The sequence below is a fragment of the Arthrobacter sp. zg-Y1110 genome (assembly GCF_025244865.1).
In the GTDB taxonomy this organism is placed as follows: Bacteria; Actinomycetota; Actinomycetes; order Actinomycetales; family Micrococcaceae; genus Arthrobacter_B.
Window position 1 is genome coordinate 732,889 of sequence record NZ_CP104272.1, and the last position, 16,288, is coordinate 749,176.

Annotated in this window: 17 protein-coding genes; 12 read left to right on the forward strand and 5 right to left on the reverse strand. The window is 67.1% G+C overall.

Annotated elements, in window-relative coordinates:
- Positions 1 to 14 precede the first annotated feature (14 nt).
- Entirely contained in the window at positions 15 to 899 is an 885-nt protein-coding gene (locus N2K99_RS03425) for a hypothetical protein (RefSeq protein WP_227933913.1), read from the reverse strand.
- A gap of 118 nt (positions 900 to 1,017) precedes the next feature.
- Between N2K99_RS03425 and N2K99_RS03430 the strand changes: the two genes are divergently transcribed.
- The 3 genes from N2K99_RS03430 to N2K99_RS03440 all read left to right on the forward strand — a co-directional run bounded on the left by N2K99_RS03430 (position 1,018) and on the right by N2K99_RS03440 (position 4,834).
- Positions 1,018 to 2,046, forward strand: a complete 1,029-nt coding sequence (locus N2K99_RS03430) for a LacI family DNA-binding transcriptional regulator (protein ID WP_227933877.1) — start codon at positions 1,018 to 1,020, stop codon at positions 2,044 to 2,046.
- Positions 2,047 to 2,129: 83 nt separating this feature from the next.
- Positions 2,130 to 3,509 (forward strand): MFS transporter, encoded by a 1,380-nt coding sequence (locus tag N2K99_RS03435; protein ID WP_227933878.1) that lies wholly within the window; start codon positions 2,130 to 2,132, stop codon positions 3,507 to 3,509.
- Positions 3,506 to 4,834 (forward strand): amidase, encoded by a 1,329-nt coding sequence (locus N2K99_RS03440; protein WP_227933879.1) that lies wholly within the window; start codon positions 3,506 to 3,508, stop codon positions 4,832 to 4,834. Before N2K99_RS03435 ends, N2K99_RS03440 begins: the two co-directional genes overlap by 4 nt.
- Here N2K99_RS03440 and N2K99_RS03445 read toward each other — a convergent pair.
- Positions 4,831 to 5,160 carry a hypothetical protein gene (locus N2K99_RS03445; protein WP_260554790.1) on the reverse strand — a complete coding sequence of 110 codons (330 nt, stop codon included), beginning with the start codon at positions 5,158 to 5,160 and terminating at the stop codon, positions 4,831 to 4,833. The two genes, N2K99_RS03440 and N2K99_RS03445, sit on opposite strands and share 4 nt — an antisense overlap.
- A gap of 196 nt (positions 5,161 to 5,356) precedes the next feature.
- Between N2K99_RS03445 and N2K99_RS03450 the strand changes: the two genes are divergently transcribed.
- The 6 genes from N2K99_RS03450 (at position 5,357) to N2K99_RS03475 (ending at position 10,159) form a co-directional block, all read left to right on the forward strand.
- Complete coding sequence (locus tag N2K99_RS03450; protein WP_227933881.1) at positions 5,357 to 5,980, forward strand: phosphatase PAP2 family protein; 624 nt, start codon at positions 5,357 to 5,359, stop codon at positions 5,978 to 5,980.
- Positions 5,981 to 6,081: 101 nt separating this feature from the next.
- On the forward strand, positions 6,082 to 6,576 hold the full coding sequence (locus N2K99_RS03455; protein WP_227923261.1) for a hypothetical protein: 495 nt from the start codon (positions 6,082 to 6,084) through the stop codon (positions 6,574 to 6,576).
- On the forward strand, positions 6,573 to 7,577 hold the full coding sequence (locus N2K99_RS03460; protein ID WP_227933882.1) for a hypothetical protein: 1,005 nt from the start codon (positions 6,573 to 6,575) through the stop codon (positions 7,575 to 7,577). The genes N2K99_RS03455 and N2K99_RS03460 overlap by 4 nt, the downstream gene beginning before the upstream one ends.
- A 31-nt stretch (positions 7,578 to 7,608) precedes the next feature.
- Positions 7,609 to 8,112 (forward strand): hypothetical protein, encoded by a 504-nt coding sequence (locus N2K99_RS03465; protein ID WP_260554795.1) that lies wholly within the window; start codon positions 7,609 to 7,611, stop codon positions 8,110 to 8,112.
- Between the two features lie 5 nt (positions 8,113 to 8,117).
- Positions 8,118 to 8,549 carry a hypothetical protein gene (locus tag N2K99_RS03470; protein ID WP_227933884.1) on the forward strand — a complete coding sequence of 144 codons (432 nt, stop codon included), beginning with the start codon at positions 8,118 to 8,120 and terminating at the stop codon, positions 8,547 to 8,549.
- 401 nt (positions 8,550 to 8,950) lie between these two features.
- Positions 8,951 to 10,159: an alpha-hydroxy acid oxidase gene (locus N2K99_RS03475; protein WP_227933885.1), complete on the forward strand. Its 1,209-nt coding sequence runs from the start codon at positions 8,951 to 8,953 to the stop codon at positions 10,157 to 10,159.
- Between the two features lie 70 nt (positions 10,160 to 10,229).
- Here the strand turns inward: N2K99_RS03475 and N2K99_RS03480 are convergent, their stop codons facing one another.
- Positions 10,230 to 11,513, reverse strand: coding sequence for an MFS transporter (locus tag N2K99_RS03480; protein ID WP_227933886.1), 1,284 nt, complete (start codon positions 11,511 to 11,513; stop codon positions 10,230 to 10,232).
- A gap of 26 nt (positions 11,514 to 11,539) precedes the next feature.
- Between N2K99_RS03480 and N2K99_RS03485 the strand changes: the two genes are divergently transcribed.
- On the forward strand, positions 11,540 to 12,130 hold the full coding sequence (locus tag N2K99_RS03485) for a TetR/AcrR family transcriptional regulator (protein WP_227933887.1): 591 nt from the start codon (positions 11,540 to 11,542) through the stop codon (positions 12,128 to 12,130).
- On the opposite strand, the gene N2K99_RS03490 is transcribed toward N2K99_RS03485, so the two are convergent.
- Positions 12,093 to 12,629 (reverse strand): hypothetical protein, encoded by a 537-nt coding sequence (locus N2K99_RS03490; RefSeq protein ID WP_227933888.1) that lies wholly within the window; start codon positions 12,627 to 12,629, stop codon positions 12,093 to 12,095. The two genes, N2K99_RS03485 and N2K99_RS03490, sit on opposite strands and share 38 nt — an antisense overlap.
- 180 nt (positions 12,630 to 12,809) lie before the next feature.
- Between N2K99_RS03490 and N2K99_RS19045 the strand changes: the two genes are divergently transcribed.
- Positions 12,810 to 13,625: an excalibur calcium-binding domain-containing protein gene (locus N2K99_RS19045; protein ID WP_308036414.1), complete on the forward strand. Its 816-nt coding sequence runs from the start codon at positions 12,810 to 12,812 to the stop codon at positions 13,623 to 13,625.
- Positions 13,626 to 13,800: 175 nt separating this feature from the next.
- Positions 13,801 to 15,003, forward strand: a complete 1,203-nt coding sequence (locus tag N2K99_RS03500; RefSeq protein WP_227933889.1) for a hypothetical protein — start codon at positions 13,801 to 13,803, stop codon at positions 15,001 to 15,003.
- Between the two features lie 11 nt (positions 15,004 to 15,014).
- On the opposite strand, the gene N2K99_RS03505 is transcribed toward N2K99_RS03500, so the two are convergent.
- Entirely contained in the window at positions 15,015 to 16,244 is a 1,230-nt protein-coding gene (locus tag N2K99_RS03505) for an acyl-CoA dehydrogenase family protein (protein ID WP_227933890.1), read from the reverse strand.
- Positions 16,245 to 16,288 lie beyond the last annotated feature (44 nt).

Sequence of the window (16,288 nt, forward strand, 5' to 3'; positions counted from 1 at the left end):
CCCGGACTAAGCCTCTACAGCGTCTCCGCAGTCTGCGGCCGTTCGATCCGCAATGCCAGGCCCTCGTTGCCGCCGCCGAAAATGGCACGGAGTTCCAAAATGGACTGAGGTTCGAGCAGCGACGGGTTTTTCTCCAACATCAGGGAAATCGTCTCTCCGACGCGCTGCGGCGTGAGAGCTTTCATTGCATCGCCCAGGCCGGGGAAATCACCGTTGTCCTCGATGGTGGCGTCGCGTAACGCCTGCATCTGCTGATCGCTGAAGGCCCGCGCTACAAGCGTGGCGACAAACCGTTCCCGTGCTTCGGCGCTGCCCATACGGGACCGATACTCCGTGAACGCGGTTTCCAACTGAGCGGGACGACGCGGATTCTCGGATCCGGCCGCTACGGTCTGACCGGTGAGGACGGTGTTCTCCGCCTTCGGATCTTTATGCAGTTTGGGCCAGGCTGACTTCAGGGTGAGCAGTGCGGTGTCGCTCTTCGAGCGGATGCTGCGGACAGTCTTTTCATTGGCCAACTTCACTGCCGATCGCGCGCTGCCGCCAGCCGACTTCAAGGCAGGCATGGCTGTGCCGCGCCACCAGCCGGCAACATGGGGTGCTGCTTTGATAGCGAGCATGGCAGCGACGATTCCAAGGTTGAGCAGTGCCTCGATAGTCTCCTCGAGTTCCTTGTCGGTAAGGTCATGCCCTCTCGACGGTTCCGAATCCGAGACATAGACGTACTCGACGCGCGGAGTCTGAGCCTCGTCCGTATCGTGTTCGAAAAGTTCCGCATGGCCGACGAGACCGTTCGTTTCATCGTCGAAAAGATGGGCACGGTACGCGCCATCCGTATCCCGCGAAAAACCGAGATGCTGACCATCCGGAATTTCGACATCGAATATTTTCGTAGCCATTTGCTGCCCCATATTAGTGATTGAAAGACGCATGAGTTAAAGCGAATTCACAGCCTACAGCGCCCGGGGCGGGCGTCACCGGAACGGCCCCGCTCCCGCCGCCAGTAGACTGACGCCTGTGCCTAACAGTCCGTCCCCCTCGCCCGGAGCGCCACGCGTCACCATGGCCGACATCGCCAGGGCGAGCAACTCGGATATCTCCACGGTGTCCCGCACACTCCGCAAGCCGGAGGACCAGGTGCGCACGGACAAGGGACGCGCCATTTGGCGGGTCGCGACAGAACTGGGCTACCGGCCCAACCTCACCGCGGCGTCGCTGCGGACCAACTCCTCCCGGCTGGTAACAGTGTTTGTGCCGCGGCTGCGTGACGAAGTGCTGGCCCTGATGCATGAGGGCATCGACGAGGTCCTAGCGGCCGCCGGCTATCAGAGCATCGTGGTGCCCACCGGCGATGACCCGGCCGAGCAGGTCGCGAAGCTGGAGATGGCGTTCCAGCGCGGCGTGGACGGCGTCCTGATCGGCGACGCCCGCAGCGACTCGGACTTCCTGGACAACGTCCGGCAGCTGGGCCTCCCGTTTGTCCTGTTCAACCGTCCGCTGGACGGGTACCCCTCGGTCACGAGCAACGACTATCAGGGTGGGATGCTCGCCGCCGAGCATCTGGCCCAGGTCTGCCCGGGCCCGGTCGCCGTGTATGCGGGAATGCCGTACGCGGGGAACCTGGCCAGGCGCGTACAGGGTTTCCGGGACGGGTTCCGGGCCCGCGGGCGGACCCTCGCGCCGGAGCTGGTGCTCGACGGCGGCCTGTATGCCGAAGACGGCGCCGCCGCCGCCCAGCAGCTCATGGCTCAGCTGGATGCACCCTTTGGGCTTTTTGCAGTCAACGACACCGCAGCCATCGGTGCCCTCGGGGAGTTCTACCGGGCGGGCCTGCTGCCGGGCCGGGACGTGTATGTGGTGGGTTTCAATGACATTTCGCTGGCAAGGGCAATTCCGGTCGGCCTCACCACCGTCCGTTCTTCCATGGCCGAGATCGGGGCGCGGGCGGCCGAGGCCCTGCTGGCCCGCATCAACGGGGAGAACCCGGTCTCAGCCACGGTGCCGGTGGAACTGGTGATCCGCGAGTCCACGCAAAGACAAACGTAAGCGCAGCACGGCCAGTCGGTTGCCGGCGGGGCAGTAATGCAATCGATTGCATTTTGGCGTTCAGGCCCCTAGGCTCCTGTGACATGGATAACAAGACAGCTCCGATCGTGAGCAGCGTGAACCCGGCCAGCCGGGGATTGTTCGTGAACCGTTTCCGGTGGGTCGTCCTGTTCGGCATCGTGGTGATCACCGTGATCAACTACATAGACCGGGGTGCAATCTCCTACGCCGCCGACGGGATCATCAGCGAGTACGGGCTGGACCCGGCCGACTGGGGCAAGGTCCTGGGCTTCTTCGGCTACGGCTACATGTTCGGTGCCCTGATCGGCGGCGTGCTGGCGGATAAGAAGGGCCCCCGCTTCACCTGGACGTTGGCTACCCTGTCCTGGTCAATCCTGGTGATGTGCGTGGTCTTTGCCGGCGACGTGGGCGTCGCCCTGGCTGGCTCCGCGCTGATCGGCTTCGCGCTGTTCCGCATCACCTTCGGCCTTGCCGAAGGGCCGGCTTATGCCACGGTCAACCGGACCGTCGCCAACTGGGCCACCGTGAAGGAACGCGGCTTTATGTCCGCAGTGGGACTGCTCGGCACCCCACTGGGCGCGCTGCTGACCGCACCGGTGGCGGTGGGGCTGATCGCCCTGACCGGATCCTGGCGCTGGGTCTTCATCATCCTCGGCGTCATCGGACTCGTGTGGCTGGCCTGGTGGCTACGCATCTTCACCAATACCCCGGAAGAGAACCCGCGCGTCTCAGCAGCAGAACTGGCCGTGATCCGGGACCAGACGGACACCCTGGCCGGGGAAACCACGGTGGACCAGGCCGCCCGGCAGCTCAAATGGTGGAACTTCTTCCAGAGCCGCACCCTCGTCTGCAACGCCATCGGCTACTTCGCCTTTATGTACGTGAATTTCATGATCCTGACGTGGACGCCGCGGTATCTCCAGGCCGAGTTCGGTTTCTCCCTGGGCTCGCTCTGGTACCTTGGGATGATCCCCTGGATCGGTGCCTGCGTCACCGTGCTGTTGGGCGGCCGCATCAGTGACTGGCTCCGCCGCCGCACCGGCAGCCTGTGGATCGCCCGCAGCGGTTTCGCCATGGGCTCCCTCGCCCTCACCACGCTGTGCTTCTGCCTCATCCCCACCCTGGACTCCGTCGCCATGATCCTGTTGGTGATGGCCATCGGCAACGCGCTCAATTCCCTTCCCAACGCCGTCTACTGGACCGTCGTCATCGATACTGTGCCTGAGCGCACCGGCACCTTCGGCGGCATGACCCACTTCATCGCCAACATCGCCGCGGTTGCCGCCCCCACCCTCACCGGCTTCCTGGTCAGCGCCCACGGCTTCGGCTCAATGTTCGTCGCCACAGCCATCGCCACCGGCATCGGCGTCGTGGCCATGGCCTTCGTCAAGCCCGGCCACCTGAGCCGCCGGCTTTCCTCCGCGCAGGAAACGGTCCGGTGACCGGCGGGACACCCGCTGCCGGACACCTGACCCTGGACACCGCGGCGTCGCTGCTGGCTGGGCACAGCCATCTGGTCGATCCGCCGTCCGCAGACAGCCTGGCCCGTGCAGTGGAGCTGAACGCCGTCGCGCACATCGACGCCGCGCAGCTGGACCCCGACCTCATCGCGGCTGCCCGTCGCGCGGGATCTCCGTTGGCGGGTAGGGCGGTCGGCATTAAGGACATGATCGACGTGGCCGGGGCACCCAGCCGCTACGGTTCGGAGTGGGGCCGCGACACCCCTAAAGTGGCGGACGCACCCGTGGTCCAGGCCCTGCGCCGGGCCGGTGCCGTCCCAGCGGTGAAGACGCAGACGCACGAATATGCCTACGGTCCCACCGGTGACGTTACCGCCGCGGGACCCGTGCGGAACCCGCACGACCCGTCGTTGATGTCCGGCGGCTCCAGCGCCGGATCCGCCGCGGCCATCGGCTGCGGTGCGTTGGACCTGGCGTTGGGCACGGATACGGGAGGATCTGGGCGGACGCCGGCGGCCTTCTGCGGGATCTACGGCCTGCGGCCCACCTACGCGGCAACCAGTATCGAGCGGATCTTCCCGCTCTCGCCGTCGCTGGACACGGTCAGCCCGATGGCGGGCAGCATCCAGGGGATTGCCGACCTCTGGGCGGCCCTCAGCGGGCAAGCGCCGTCCCCGCAGCCGGGGTACCGGCCCCTGAGCATCGGTTTTCTTGCCGGTGCGCCGTGGTCACAGACAGTGGACAGCGTCAGTGATGCGCTCCAGGATGTCAGCGCCGCGCTGGCCGCGCTGGGCCATTCCGTCACCCGCTACGAGCCGTCCTGGACCGAACTGACGCACCGGTTGTATCCGACAATCCAGGGCCCTGAAGCCGCGGCGCTTCACGCCGACAACCTGGCGCAGGATGCGGGCCGTTACCAGCCCGAAGTGCTCGCACGGCTGCGGGGTGCGCAGGAGGTGCCTGGCTGGGAGTACTGCCGTGCCCTGGGGCAGATGGAGGCGCTCCGCTCCGACGTGCCGGGGGCATTCGGCGGCCACGACCTGCTGCTATGTGCCACGTCGCCGGTCACGGCGCCTAGGATCGGCCAACGTGAAGCGTTCGGCGCGGGGTGGGACACGGTGTGGGACGTGGCGCTCGCGTTCACGGTGCCCTTCAGCGTCCTGGGCGTTCCGGCGCTGTCTGTTCCCGTCTGGAAGGACACGGAACGGATGCCGGTGGGGATCCAGCTGGCCGGCCGTCCCGGTTCTGAATGGCAGCTGATCGGCCTGGCCCAACAGCTGGGGGATATGCGGAAGGGCAAAGGCTAACGACGACGGCGGCCGGCGCGGGCAGCGTCCGTACCACCCGCGGTGCCGGCTGCCGTCTGCCGCCCCCTGATGTTCCGCCAATGCAGGACCACCGCAATAATGATCAGCGGAACGTGGATGGCCGGGAGGTTTCTGGCCAACCATCGCGGCAAATAGATGTCGGTGACCGAGCCTGTACTGTCTCCGAGATCGCGTGCCACCGCCGTAAGCGGGCAGCGGAATCCGTTGCCTGCGAAGATCAAGGACTCCACGGCCACCACTGCGGCCGCGATCCCAGCCCTCCGATCGGACCGCTTCCGGACGCCGGAGTACAGGACGTAGACCATGCAGCTTTCGATGGTGAACCATGCAAACGTGTGAAATACCTTCACCGCTCTAAGTAGCGCGCCACGTTCGTCCATGCCCCATTGTCGCGCTTCCTCTCGGGGAATGCCCCTGCGGACGGTATCGGGGTCGTTGATCTGTGATGGTGGCCGCGGTGCCACCGCGGACCGCCACTCCGTGCCCCCGTAGAATCGACGGATGCCCGAAACCCTGCAGCCCACCGCACCGACAGCACCCCGCACCGCCGCCACCGCCTCCACCCGCCTGGCACGCATCGTCACGGAAACCTCCGCCCCGGCCGTCCTCGTGGGAATCCTCCTCCTGCTGCAGCCCCTGCTTAGCCCGGGCGTGACCTGGCTGCAGGGCATCACGGCGGCCCTGTTCACCGTAGGGCTGCCCTTCGCCGGGATCCTGGTGCTGAAGCGGCGCGGCAGGGTGACCGACCATCATGTGGGCGTGCGGACGCAACGCGCACCGATCCTGGCCGCGTCCGCAGTGTCGCTGGGCATCGGAGCCCTGCTCCTGGTCCTGCTGGACGCCCCGGCCGCATTGTTCGGCGAAATCGGCGGCGTTTTCATCGGCATGATGCTGTGCCTGGCAGCGAACCTGGTGTGGAAGCTGTCGGTGCATTCCGCCGTCGCCGCCTACGTCGGGCTGGCCCTGCTCGCACCCATCCCCACGGTCGGCGCAGCGCTGGCCCTGCTGCTGGCCTCGGCCACGGGCTGGTCGCGGGTGAAGCTGGGCGATCACACCCCCACCCAGGTCCTAGCCGGACACATTGCCGGATGCCTGACCTTCACCGCTGCCCTGCTCCTGCCCTAGGGCCCCGCGCCGGGGCCAAGCCCCAGGATTGCGATAAAGTCGGGAGCAGTCTCGTTCCACATTTGCCTAGCAAAGATGTGGAAAACAACGATGGGGAATTCATGACAACGCGATTCGGGAAGTCCGCCGGTGAACGGACCACCTCAAAAGCAGTGGTCGCCGCCCTGCAGCTCGGCGAGCACGTCACCTTCGATGAACTGCTGGCCGCCGTGACCAAGACACACGGAAAACCCATTGAACTGCGCGACATCGACTCCGCCGTGATTCCTTCCGTCACCGGTCTCTGGATCGAGAAGGACACGAAGTCGATCATCCTGCTGCCCTCCGGCGACAACCGCCTCCACCGCACCCACGCCGCCTGCCACGAATTCGGGCACATCCTCCTGCGCCACCAAGGATGCGGCGGAGTGGAAACGGCCATGCCGTCAGTGTTCCAGCACATCGGCAGCCGCCAGGGAATCCGGCGGATGCTCGCGCGGTCCCTGACCTGGAACGAAACCGAACGCGCCGCCGAGCAGGTGGCCTACCTCCTCTCGCTGGCCCTGCTGCCCAAAGAACGCGACAGCTCCAGCACCTTTGAACGGACCTTCCAGTGATCACTCTGCAGATGATGCCCGCCGCCGCCCTCTGGACGCTGGTGATCATCCGGCTGGTGGGCCTGCGCTTCGGCTGGAAGCTTGGCATCCTGCCCGGCATGGCCGCCGTGGCCATCGGCGCCACCCTGAACATTGACCAGGTCTACCTCTTCGTCGATTCCCTGCTGGGGGAGCGGAATCTGCTCAACCTGATTGTCCACCTGATCATGGGTGCCGGCATGACGGAACTGAGCCGCCTGCTGCTCAAGGCCACCGGCAGAACGGACGACGACGGCGGGCGGCACGTGAAGGCACTGATCGGCATAGGAATTGTCCTGGCCGTCATTCAGACGACCCTGCTGCTGGTGTCCGAGACCCCAGGCTCCGCCACTAACTTCACCGACACCTTCGCGTCCATCCCCACGATTGCCCCATACCAGGCGAGCTTCTTTGCCTGGATCGGCGCGGTGCTCGGCTACACCGGCATCGAATGCCTGCGCCGGGACAAGAGCGGGGAATCCCGGGAATTCGGCATCGGCCTGAGCATCCTCAGCGCCGGGTGCGGAGCGGGCGTCGCCGCCGTGTCCGTGAAAATGCTGCTCATCGGCCTGGAATTCGCCGGCGTGCAGGCGCCCTTCGGCCTCTACCTCGGCTACCGCATCCTCATGGCGCTGACCATGCTCGGCTTCGCCGTCGGGTTCGCAGTGCCGTCCTACGCCCGCCTCAAAACCGCCGCCGCCGCCCGCCGTCGTCGTGCCGAGGATCTGGACGCCCTGCGGCCGATCGTGCGCCGCCTGATGAAGACCTGCGAAGGCACGCGGGCCCTGGAAGCGGCCAACGTCTCCCTCGACGCCCGCACTTCCAAGACCCAGCTCTACCGCTGGTTCATCCTCATCGGCGACATCCGGGTCCTGGAACCCGGGCTGTTGTCGCCGGAGGAGACCCGGATCATTGACGAGATAGGCAGAAGAATTGAAGACAACGGAACACCGGCCCGCCGCGCAGCTATCATCGGCGGCTAGCTGGTACTCCAAAATCCTGCCGCCGGCCCTCGTGCTGGCGGTCCTCATCATTGCAGCGGGGATCGAGGCGGGGCTGGGACCGGCGGGCGTGCTCCTGCTCCTGGCCGGCGTCGTCGTAGTGCCTGGGACGATCTACAAGGGCACCAAGGGACTGTTCCGACGCCGGGGGATACCTGACCGCTGGCGGGCCGCCCTGGTGGCTGCCCTGATGCTGGCCGGCGCCGTCGTCTGCTATCTCTTGCCCGTGGCATCGCCGGTGCCGGAAACGGTGACCGGGCTGCTGCTCGGCAACCTGGGCCTTGTCTTTTTCCGGCGCTGGCTCAATGTGTCAGCCCATGTGTCGGTCCTGACCTTCGGTGTGCTTTGGGTAATAGCGACATACGGCGCGGGCTGGGCGTGGCTGTTGATACTATCGCCGTTGATGATCTTCAGCCGGGTGTCCCTCGGCGAACATTCGTTGCGGGAGGCGCTTTCCGGCGCGGCCCTGGGACTGGCCACCTTCTGCTGTTTCCTCGCAGTTATGACATGGAGCTGAACTACGTGAACGATTTTGATCTTCCCCCGGAGCGCGCTGCGGGCATCCGACGAGCCGAAACGCTTGCCCGGAAGATCAATCTTCTGCTGGACGTCATCATGTCCGACTCCGGCAAGCCCTTCGATTACCCGGCCATCAGGGACGGGGCGCAGAAAGCCGGTTACTACCTCTCGCGCACCCGGTGGTCGCTGCTGAAGTCCGGCAAGGAGCAGGTGGTTCCGGAGGAAGCGCTGCGCGCCATTGCCGCCGTCTTCGACGTCGATCCCGACTACCTGCTGCAGGAGGACGGAAACCTGCCCGAGCGGGTCGAGGCCGAACTGGAGCTGCTCCGCAGCCTGCGCCGCGCCGAGGTGCGGAACTTCGCGGCCCGGGCCCTGGGTCCGGTGGATCCGGAGGCCTTGAAGGCCATCGCGAAGATCCTGGACGAAGATCTCTAGCCTTCCGCCCTTTGACCCGGACACCGAGCGATGGTAGCGTCTCACTCATGTCTCACACATGTGTGAGACGGACTGAAAAGTTCATAAACGGCGGACGGAGCGATCCTGGGCCGATGGGGAATCTTCGTGTATTTGTGGCTGGGGGGTCACTGCCGAAGTCTCCACCTCGAAGGCTTATAGGCCTCCGTCCCCGTTTATCGGCGCGTCTCGGCGCACTGTATCTGTAGCATCCGCTGCCTGTGGGGGGTCGGTGGATGGCTGCAACCGAAGCCAGCGGATATCCTCCGCTGGCTTCGCTGTTTTCCGGCGGGCGTTCAGGATGCGCGTAACGATCGGTCAACTCCTGCTCAGTGACGGCCCAACCGTCCTAGACTGGCGCCAAGCCGAGCCAGAAAGCAGCCATGAAACGCCGAATTCCCCAATACTCCGAACTCCGCGATCTCGTCCAGTTTCGATCCTTCGACCTGGACCGCCGGCGCGCCCGCCTGGCCAAGGCCACCAACATTTGGGAACTGCGGGACATCGCCAAGCGGCGGATCCCGGCCGCAGCCTTCGACTACGTGGACGGCGGCTCGTTCGGCGAGCAGACCCTGCAGCGCAACCGCGCGGCCTTCAACAACATCGAATTCGTGCCGCATGTGCTGCGCGATGTGACCAGCGTGGACCTGAGCACCAAGATCGCCGGCACCGAGTCCGCCATGCCCGTCGGCATCGGGCCCACCGGGCTGACGCGGCTGATGCACACCGAAGGGGAGGTGGGCGGCGCGCAGGCCGCGGCCGCCTTCGGGGTGCCCTTCTCGCTCTCCACCATGGGCACCGCATCCATCGAGGAATTGGCCGCAACGGTGCCCGACGCCGCCAAATGGTTCCAGCTCTACCTCTGGAAGGACCGCGAACGTTCCCGCGAACTGGTGCAGCGGGCCGCCGCGGCGGGATACGGCGCGCTGATCGTCACGGTGGACACCCCGGTGGCGGGCGCCAGACTGCGCGACACCCGCAACGGCATGACCATGCCGCCCACCCTGACCGCCAAAACCATTCTGGACGCCTCCTACCGGCCCGAGTGGTGGTTCAACTTCCTCACCACCAAACCGCTGGGCTTCGCCAACTTCGAGGGTGAACGGGTCTCCCTCGCGGAAACCGTGAACACCATGTTCGAACCCTCGCTGAACTTCACCGACTTGGACTGGCTGCGCGAAACGTGGCCGGGCAAGCTCATCGTCAAGGGCATCCAAACGCCCGACGACGCCGTCGAGGTCCTTGCCTGCGGCGCGGACGCCCTGGTGGTCTCCAACCACGGCGGACGGCAGCTAGACCGTGCCCCGGTGCCGCTGCGGATCCTGCCGTCCATCCGTGCCGCCGTCGGACCCGAGGCGGAGATCATCCTGGACTCGGGCATCATGTCCGGCGGCGACATTGTGGCGGCGCTTGCTGCCGGCGCGGACTTCACGCTGATCGGTCGGGCCTACCTGTACGGGCTGATGGCCGGTGGCAGGCAGGGCGCCGAACGCACGCTGGAGCTGCTGCGCACGGAAATGACCCTGGTGATGCAGCTGCTCGGCGTCACGAGCGTGGCCGAGCTGCGTCCGGAGCACATCCGCAGCGTCTGACCCTGCCGGCCGGGGACGGTTCGGCTCCGGGGCTGCATGGCGGGATGCAACCCCGGGCGACCGCCCTCGATCAGGACGTGGCCTCGGAGCGGGCTGTCCGGAGTCCGTCGTCTTCCGACCTGCCGAGGTTTCGGGTGCGGACAATGGCCCCGGCGGCGCTGACGCCGCACGCCGCCGCGGACACGGCAAAGGCCAGTCCGAATCCGGACACTTCAATGAGGGCACCGGTCAGGGCTGCCCCGGCGGCCTGCCCCAGGATGAGGCTGATGAACAGGGCCGATGTGCCGGCGGCACTGCTGCTCGCCGTGGCGGTGGCCCAAATAATAAGGACCGACGTCGCGGCGGTGTAGGCCAGCCCGAACAGTGCGGCCGTGGCGAAGGAGATCCCGGTGCTCCCCGGTGCGAGTGCCATAACACCGGTGGCCGCCGCCGTGGCCAGCACCGTAACCGGCCAAGTGAGGCGGATCGAGTGCCGTGCCAGCCAGGGGGCGGTCAGGACTGCGGCGGCGCCGCCGACACCAAGGGCAATCCAGGCTCCGGCAGACAGTGCGACGGGCATGCCGCCCTGATCCTCGAGCAGGGTGCGTCCGTAGACCCAAACAGCGGCGCAGCCGATGCCGTAGATGAAGGCGGCAGCGAGCGGCCATTTCAACGCGCCCAGGCCCAGCCCCCGCTGCCGGCTTTCGCCGCGCTGGTGGCGCCCGCCGTCGTCGTTCCCGCCCGCGCCTGCTGTGCCGCCCGCGCCTCCTGTGCCGCCCGTTCCTCCTGCACTCCCGCGGCCGCGCGAGACGTCTCCCAGGAGCACCCCGACCATGCCCGCCACCGCGATCACCGCAATCAGCACCCATGCCAGCCGCCACGAGGATCCCAGCAGCAGGGCCAGCAAACCGGCCGCGACCACCCCGAAGCCGGTTCCGGAGTTCACCACCGACTGCCGCCTCGCCGCCCGGAACGGCTTCGTGTTGCGCTGCACCAGTTCCACCAGGGCAGGGGAGGCGAACCCCGCACCCATCCCGGCCAGCAGCACGGCCGCGGCAAAGAACCCCGTGGACGTCGCCGCGGCGATACCGGCCGAGCCGAGTGCCGCCGTAGAACCGGCCAGAATCGTCATCAGCCGCGGACGCCGCGGCGCGTAGGCGAACCCCAGCCCGGCCGACACGCAGTAGATCACCGAGGCACCGGAGGAGAGCAGTCCGCCGACGGCCGGAGTCAGCTTAAACGAGGCGGAAAAGGCGGGCAGGAACAGGCCGTAGCCCAGCCGCGCCAGGCCGTAGGTCGCGGCGATAAGTGTCACCGCGGCGACCGCGAAGAGCGGGCCGGCGGTCGGAGCGGAAGGCTGTAACGGTCGTTTCATTGAAACGTACGTTATATGCTGGCCGCATGGTTCTACAACCCAGTGCACGGAACCGGCTGCTCGACGCCGCCGAGGAACTCGCCTTCACGCAGGGCGTCGCGGCGACACCGGTGGACCGGATCCTGCAGCGCGCCAACGTTGCCCCGGCGACCCTCTACGCGCACTTCGGCAACAAGGAGGGCCTGATTGCGGAGGCGCTGCGCCGCCGGCTGCAGAACTGGGACGCGGCCTGGCAACGGGAAATCGACGCCGCCGCCACGGACCGGGACCGGCTCCTGGCGGTCTTTCCGGCCCTGACCAGCTACCGGTCGGGCGCGTCCGCCGCGCGCTGGTGTGCCGCGCTTGGCGTCGCTGCCGAAACCGTTGACCCGGGCCAGCAACTCGCTGAAACCCTGTCGCAGGATACGCAGCTGCTCACCGACCGCTTCCGCGAACTTGCGGTGCCCGTCGTCGGATCGGACGACGCCGACGCGCTGGCGGCCCACTTACTGCTGATCTTCACCGGCGTGCTGGGCATGCTGCTCCGCGGGGCCTCGCCGGCAGAAGCGGCGGCCACAGGCCGCGCCACCGCGGGCTTCGTTATCGACGGGTTCGGGTCCTCCCACCCGGCCCCGTAGTCCCCGACGACGGCCGCGAAGTCCCGGACGACGACGGCGGCGGCCGTTTGCAGGTCGAGGCTTCACCCGGGCTGAGGTACTGGACGTCGCGGCGGCCGTCCGTGAGGATCCGCAGGTCCTCGTCCAGGTTTCGCCGTAACTCCATCAGCGCGAACTGGTAGCTCCCCGGATCTGCGGCAACATCGCGCAGGTAGCGGTTGCTGGCGGCGGACATCCGCATCAATACCTCGGTGGCACCGGATCCGGGTGTGAGATGCGCGAGCGTCTCCATGACGTTTTCGCGCAGATCTTGCACGGCGGACCGGTGCCGGGCTTCCATCGGTCCGCCCTGTGCCGGCTGCGGATCGATGGGGGCCAGCGTCCGTTTCAGGTGCAGGTAGGTGACCAGCTCGTTGAGCGCCCGGGACTCGTGCCGCCGGTCCAGGCTCCGCTTGGTTAGCCAGCCTGCACCGAAGCCGATCAGCAGGATGGGCCAGAGAACGTTCCAGATCCACTCCATCGCAACCTCCAGGGGACGTGCAGAGAGGCTACGGCCCTGTTCGGGCGTCGGCTAGAGAACCGACGTCGGACCGGACTACTTGGTGTCCGTTCCGTCTGGTAATTGCTCCTCCGCAAGTCCTGTAGCCTTTGGGTCGATGCATTCGCATACATATTCAACTGTCTTGTCCATGGGGGACCTATGCCTGTTTTGCCCGCCCGCCGCACCGCGTCAACGATGACCCGCCGCACCGCATCTTCCGCCCGCTCCCGGGCGCTCACCCTTGGCGCGCTGGCGCTCAGCACCGTCGTCGTCCTGTCCGGTTGCGGCGGCGGCGACGCCGAACCCGCTGCCGCCACTCCGTCGCCGACCAAGACCACCTCGTCACCGACACCAACGCCGACGCCGACTGCGACGCAGATCGCCAATAAGGCCTGCAAGACGGCCGGTGCCACCCAGACGCAGAAGCAGGCCGGAACAGCCACCCCCACACCCTCGGCGTCGGCATCCACCAAATCCGCCAAGGCCACGCCCTCGTCGTCCCCGTCGACGACAACGGCTTCGCCGTCAGCCACGCCGTCAGCCACGCCGACGTCCCAGTCCGTGGTTTATGTCTGCACCGAAAATGACAACGGCTTGCTCGTCTGGATGGACGAGGACAGTTCCATCAAGCTGATTGCCGAGCGCCAGGAAGCTGCGGACAAGCAAGCGGCAGAAGAAGCCGCGGCAGCCGAACAGCAGCGCCTTGATGACGAGGCAGCCGCGGAGACCCAGCGTGTGGCCGACGAGCAGGCGGCAGCGGCGGAAGCGCAGCGGGTCGCGGACGAACAGGCCCGCCAGCAGATTGCTCCCGCCCCCGTGGTCCCGGCACCGGCACCGCCCGCGCCGCTGGCCAACGTCTACTACGCCAACTGCACGGAGGCCCGTAAAGCCGGAGGCGCTCCCGTCTACGCCGGGGGACCCGGGTACGGACCTCACCTGGACCGCGACGGCGACGGCGTCGGTTGCGAGCGCTGACAACCAGTTTCCGGAAGCAGTAGAAGTTGCCCTTGGACCCGCCTAGCGTGGTTCCAAGGGCAGCATCCTTTAACGGCTCCGGTATCCGGACCGGTCAGGGTTGTTGCCGCATCAGAAGCCGGCCGCGGTCCGCGGATCGGGGGAGACCGGCCCGGTTCCACAGCGCTGAGGCATCATGTCGCACGAATCAACACCGGCAGCAGCTCGCTTCGATGCGTCCGTGCCGCAGCGAAGTCCCGGTCTCGGAAATCCCCGCTCAGCCTGGTTAGTCCTCGGCCTGGCGGCCGGGTTGCTCTGGGTTGCGGCACTGCAGGGGAGTCTCGGCGTCATCGTGTGGCTGCTCGCCACCGGATCGCTGTTGGTGCTCACAGCGCTGTACGCGCTGGGCTTCCGACGCCGCAGCTGGGCCAATCTGGACACGCTTGAACAGCGGAAGTTCGCCCTGTCGCTCGGGGCCGTGGTGCTGGTGGTCGGTATGGTCGCAGGAGTCGTCTCGACGCCCGATCCCGTTCCAAGTTCACTTTCCGCGGATGCCGAAGGCCTTCGGCCGCGACCCGATCTTTTCGCCCTGCCGACGACGACGCCGCCGCCTGGGTCCGTGCTGAACCTGCCGCTCCCGTCGGGTTTGGAGGGCGCCATCGACGATTCGACAGACGAGCCGGGCGACGTTGCCGTACTTGCGGATGCTTTGGTGCAGGAGCCGGTTCGGCAGGTGTCCCTTCGAAACAGTCCGTGTTTCACCGAGGGGGAAGCGCGTACGGAACGTCAGGTTGAGTACCGCTGCACGCGCAATCCGGCCGGGGATCTCGTGTGGCTGGACAGTGCATCCGCGTCCCAGCAGCAGGCCGAGCAAGAGGAAAAGGCACGCCAGGCCGAAGCGGAAAGGGCGCGCCAGGCGGAGGTGGACCAGCGGGAACAGGCACAGCAACGGGCAGCCGAAGAACGCGCACGTGCTGAGGAAGCTGCCCGGAGCCCCCAGCCACTGCCTCAGCAGCCACCGGTGAATCCGCCGGGCAATTCGGCGCAGCCCCCGCCGGTTGAACCGCCTGTTGGACCGCCGACCGACCCGGGCGAGCCGCCTACGGAGCCACCGAGGGAGCCGCCGACGGAACCTCCCACCGAACCCCCGACCTCCCCGCCGAGTCCGGACCCGACGGCGCCGCCCCCGGCACCGCCCACACCGCCGGGACCGCCTGAGCCGCCTGAGCCGGGGACGCCGGACCCGGATATTCCGGTCATTCCGCCGGAATTCCCGTTCCCGCCCGATCCGCCGTCACCGCCGCGGCCAACCCCGCCGTCGTCGTCGTTCGCTCCGCCGTCAGACGCACCGGACTCAACCGAGGCGGCCATCGAAGCAGTACTGCCGGCCGCCCGGTAAACCTGTGCCGTCTACCGGAACGCGGCAATCCCCGTGATGTGCTGGCCCAAGATCAGGGTGTGCACTTCGTCGGTGCCCTCGTAGGTCCGCACCGATTCGAGGTTGTTCGCATGCCGCAGCGGTGAATAGTCCAAGGTGATGCCGTTGCCGCCCAGGATGGCGCGGGCGTCCCGGCAGATCGCGATCGCTTCGCGCACATTGTTCAGCTTGCCCACGGAAATCTGCACCGGTTCCAGTGTGCCCGCATCCTTGAGCCGCCCGGTATGGATGGCCAGCAGCACGCCCTTGGAGATTTCCAGCAGCATGTTCACCAGCTTCTCCTGGGTGATCTGGTAGGCGGCCAGCGGCTTGTCGAACTGCAGCCGTTCCAGCGAGTACTTCAACGCCTCCTCGTAGCTGTCCCGGGCAGCGCCCATCGAACCCCAGAGGATCCCGTAGCGGGCCTCGTTCAGGCATGAGAACGGCCCGCGCAGGCCCTTGGCACCGGGGAGCAGCGCGGAGTCGGGCAGCCGGACATCCTCCAGGAAGACATCGCACTGGATGGAGGCACGCATGGAGAGTTTCGGTTCGATCGGGACGGCGGAGAAACCCGGGGTGTCCGTGGGGACGAGGAAGCCGCGGACGCCGTCGCCGGTCTGCGCCCAGATCACCGCGACGTCGGCAATGGAGGCCAGCCCGATCCACCGCTTGGCGCCGTTCAGGACCCAGCCGTCGCCGTCGTGCACGGCATGCGTGCTCATGCTCGACGGGTCGGAACCGGCGGTGGGTTCGGTCAGGCCAAAGCAGCCGATCAGTTCGCCCCGGGCCATGCCCGGCAGGTACCGGTTCTTCTGTTCCTCCGAGCCCCATTTATGGATGGCGGTCATGGCCAGCGAGCCCTGCACGGAGACGAAGGTGCGCAGGCCCGAATCGCCCGCCTCCAGTTCCATCGCGGCGATCCCGTACTCGACGGCGGAGCGCCCGGGGCAGCCGTAGCCCTCCAGATGCATGCCGAGCACGCCGAGGTCGCCCAGTTCCCGGACGATCTCCACCGGGAAGACCGCGTCCTCGTACCAGTCCTTGATGTTCGGCCGGATGCGCTCGTCCACGAAGGCCCGGACCTTGGCGCGTAAGGCCAGTTCCTCCTCGGTGAGGAGTCCGTCCAGGCCGAGGACGTCCGACGCCGAGCGGAGGGCCTCGAGGTCCGGCGCGGCGGGGGCGGGGGAGGCCGGGGCGGTAGACGGCGTCGTGGGCGTGCTCATGGTTCCTCCTGCGGCCGCAGCGCTGCGGCCCGAACTTGGTGTCT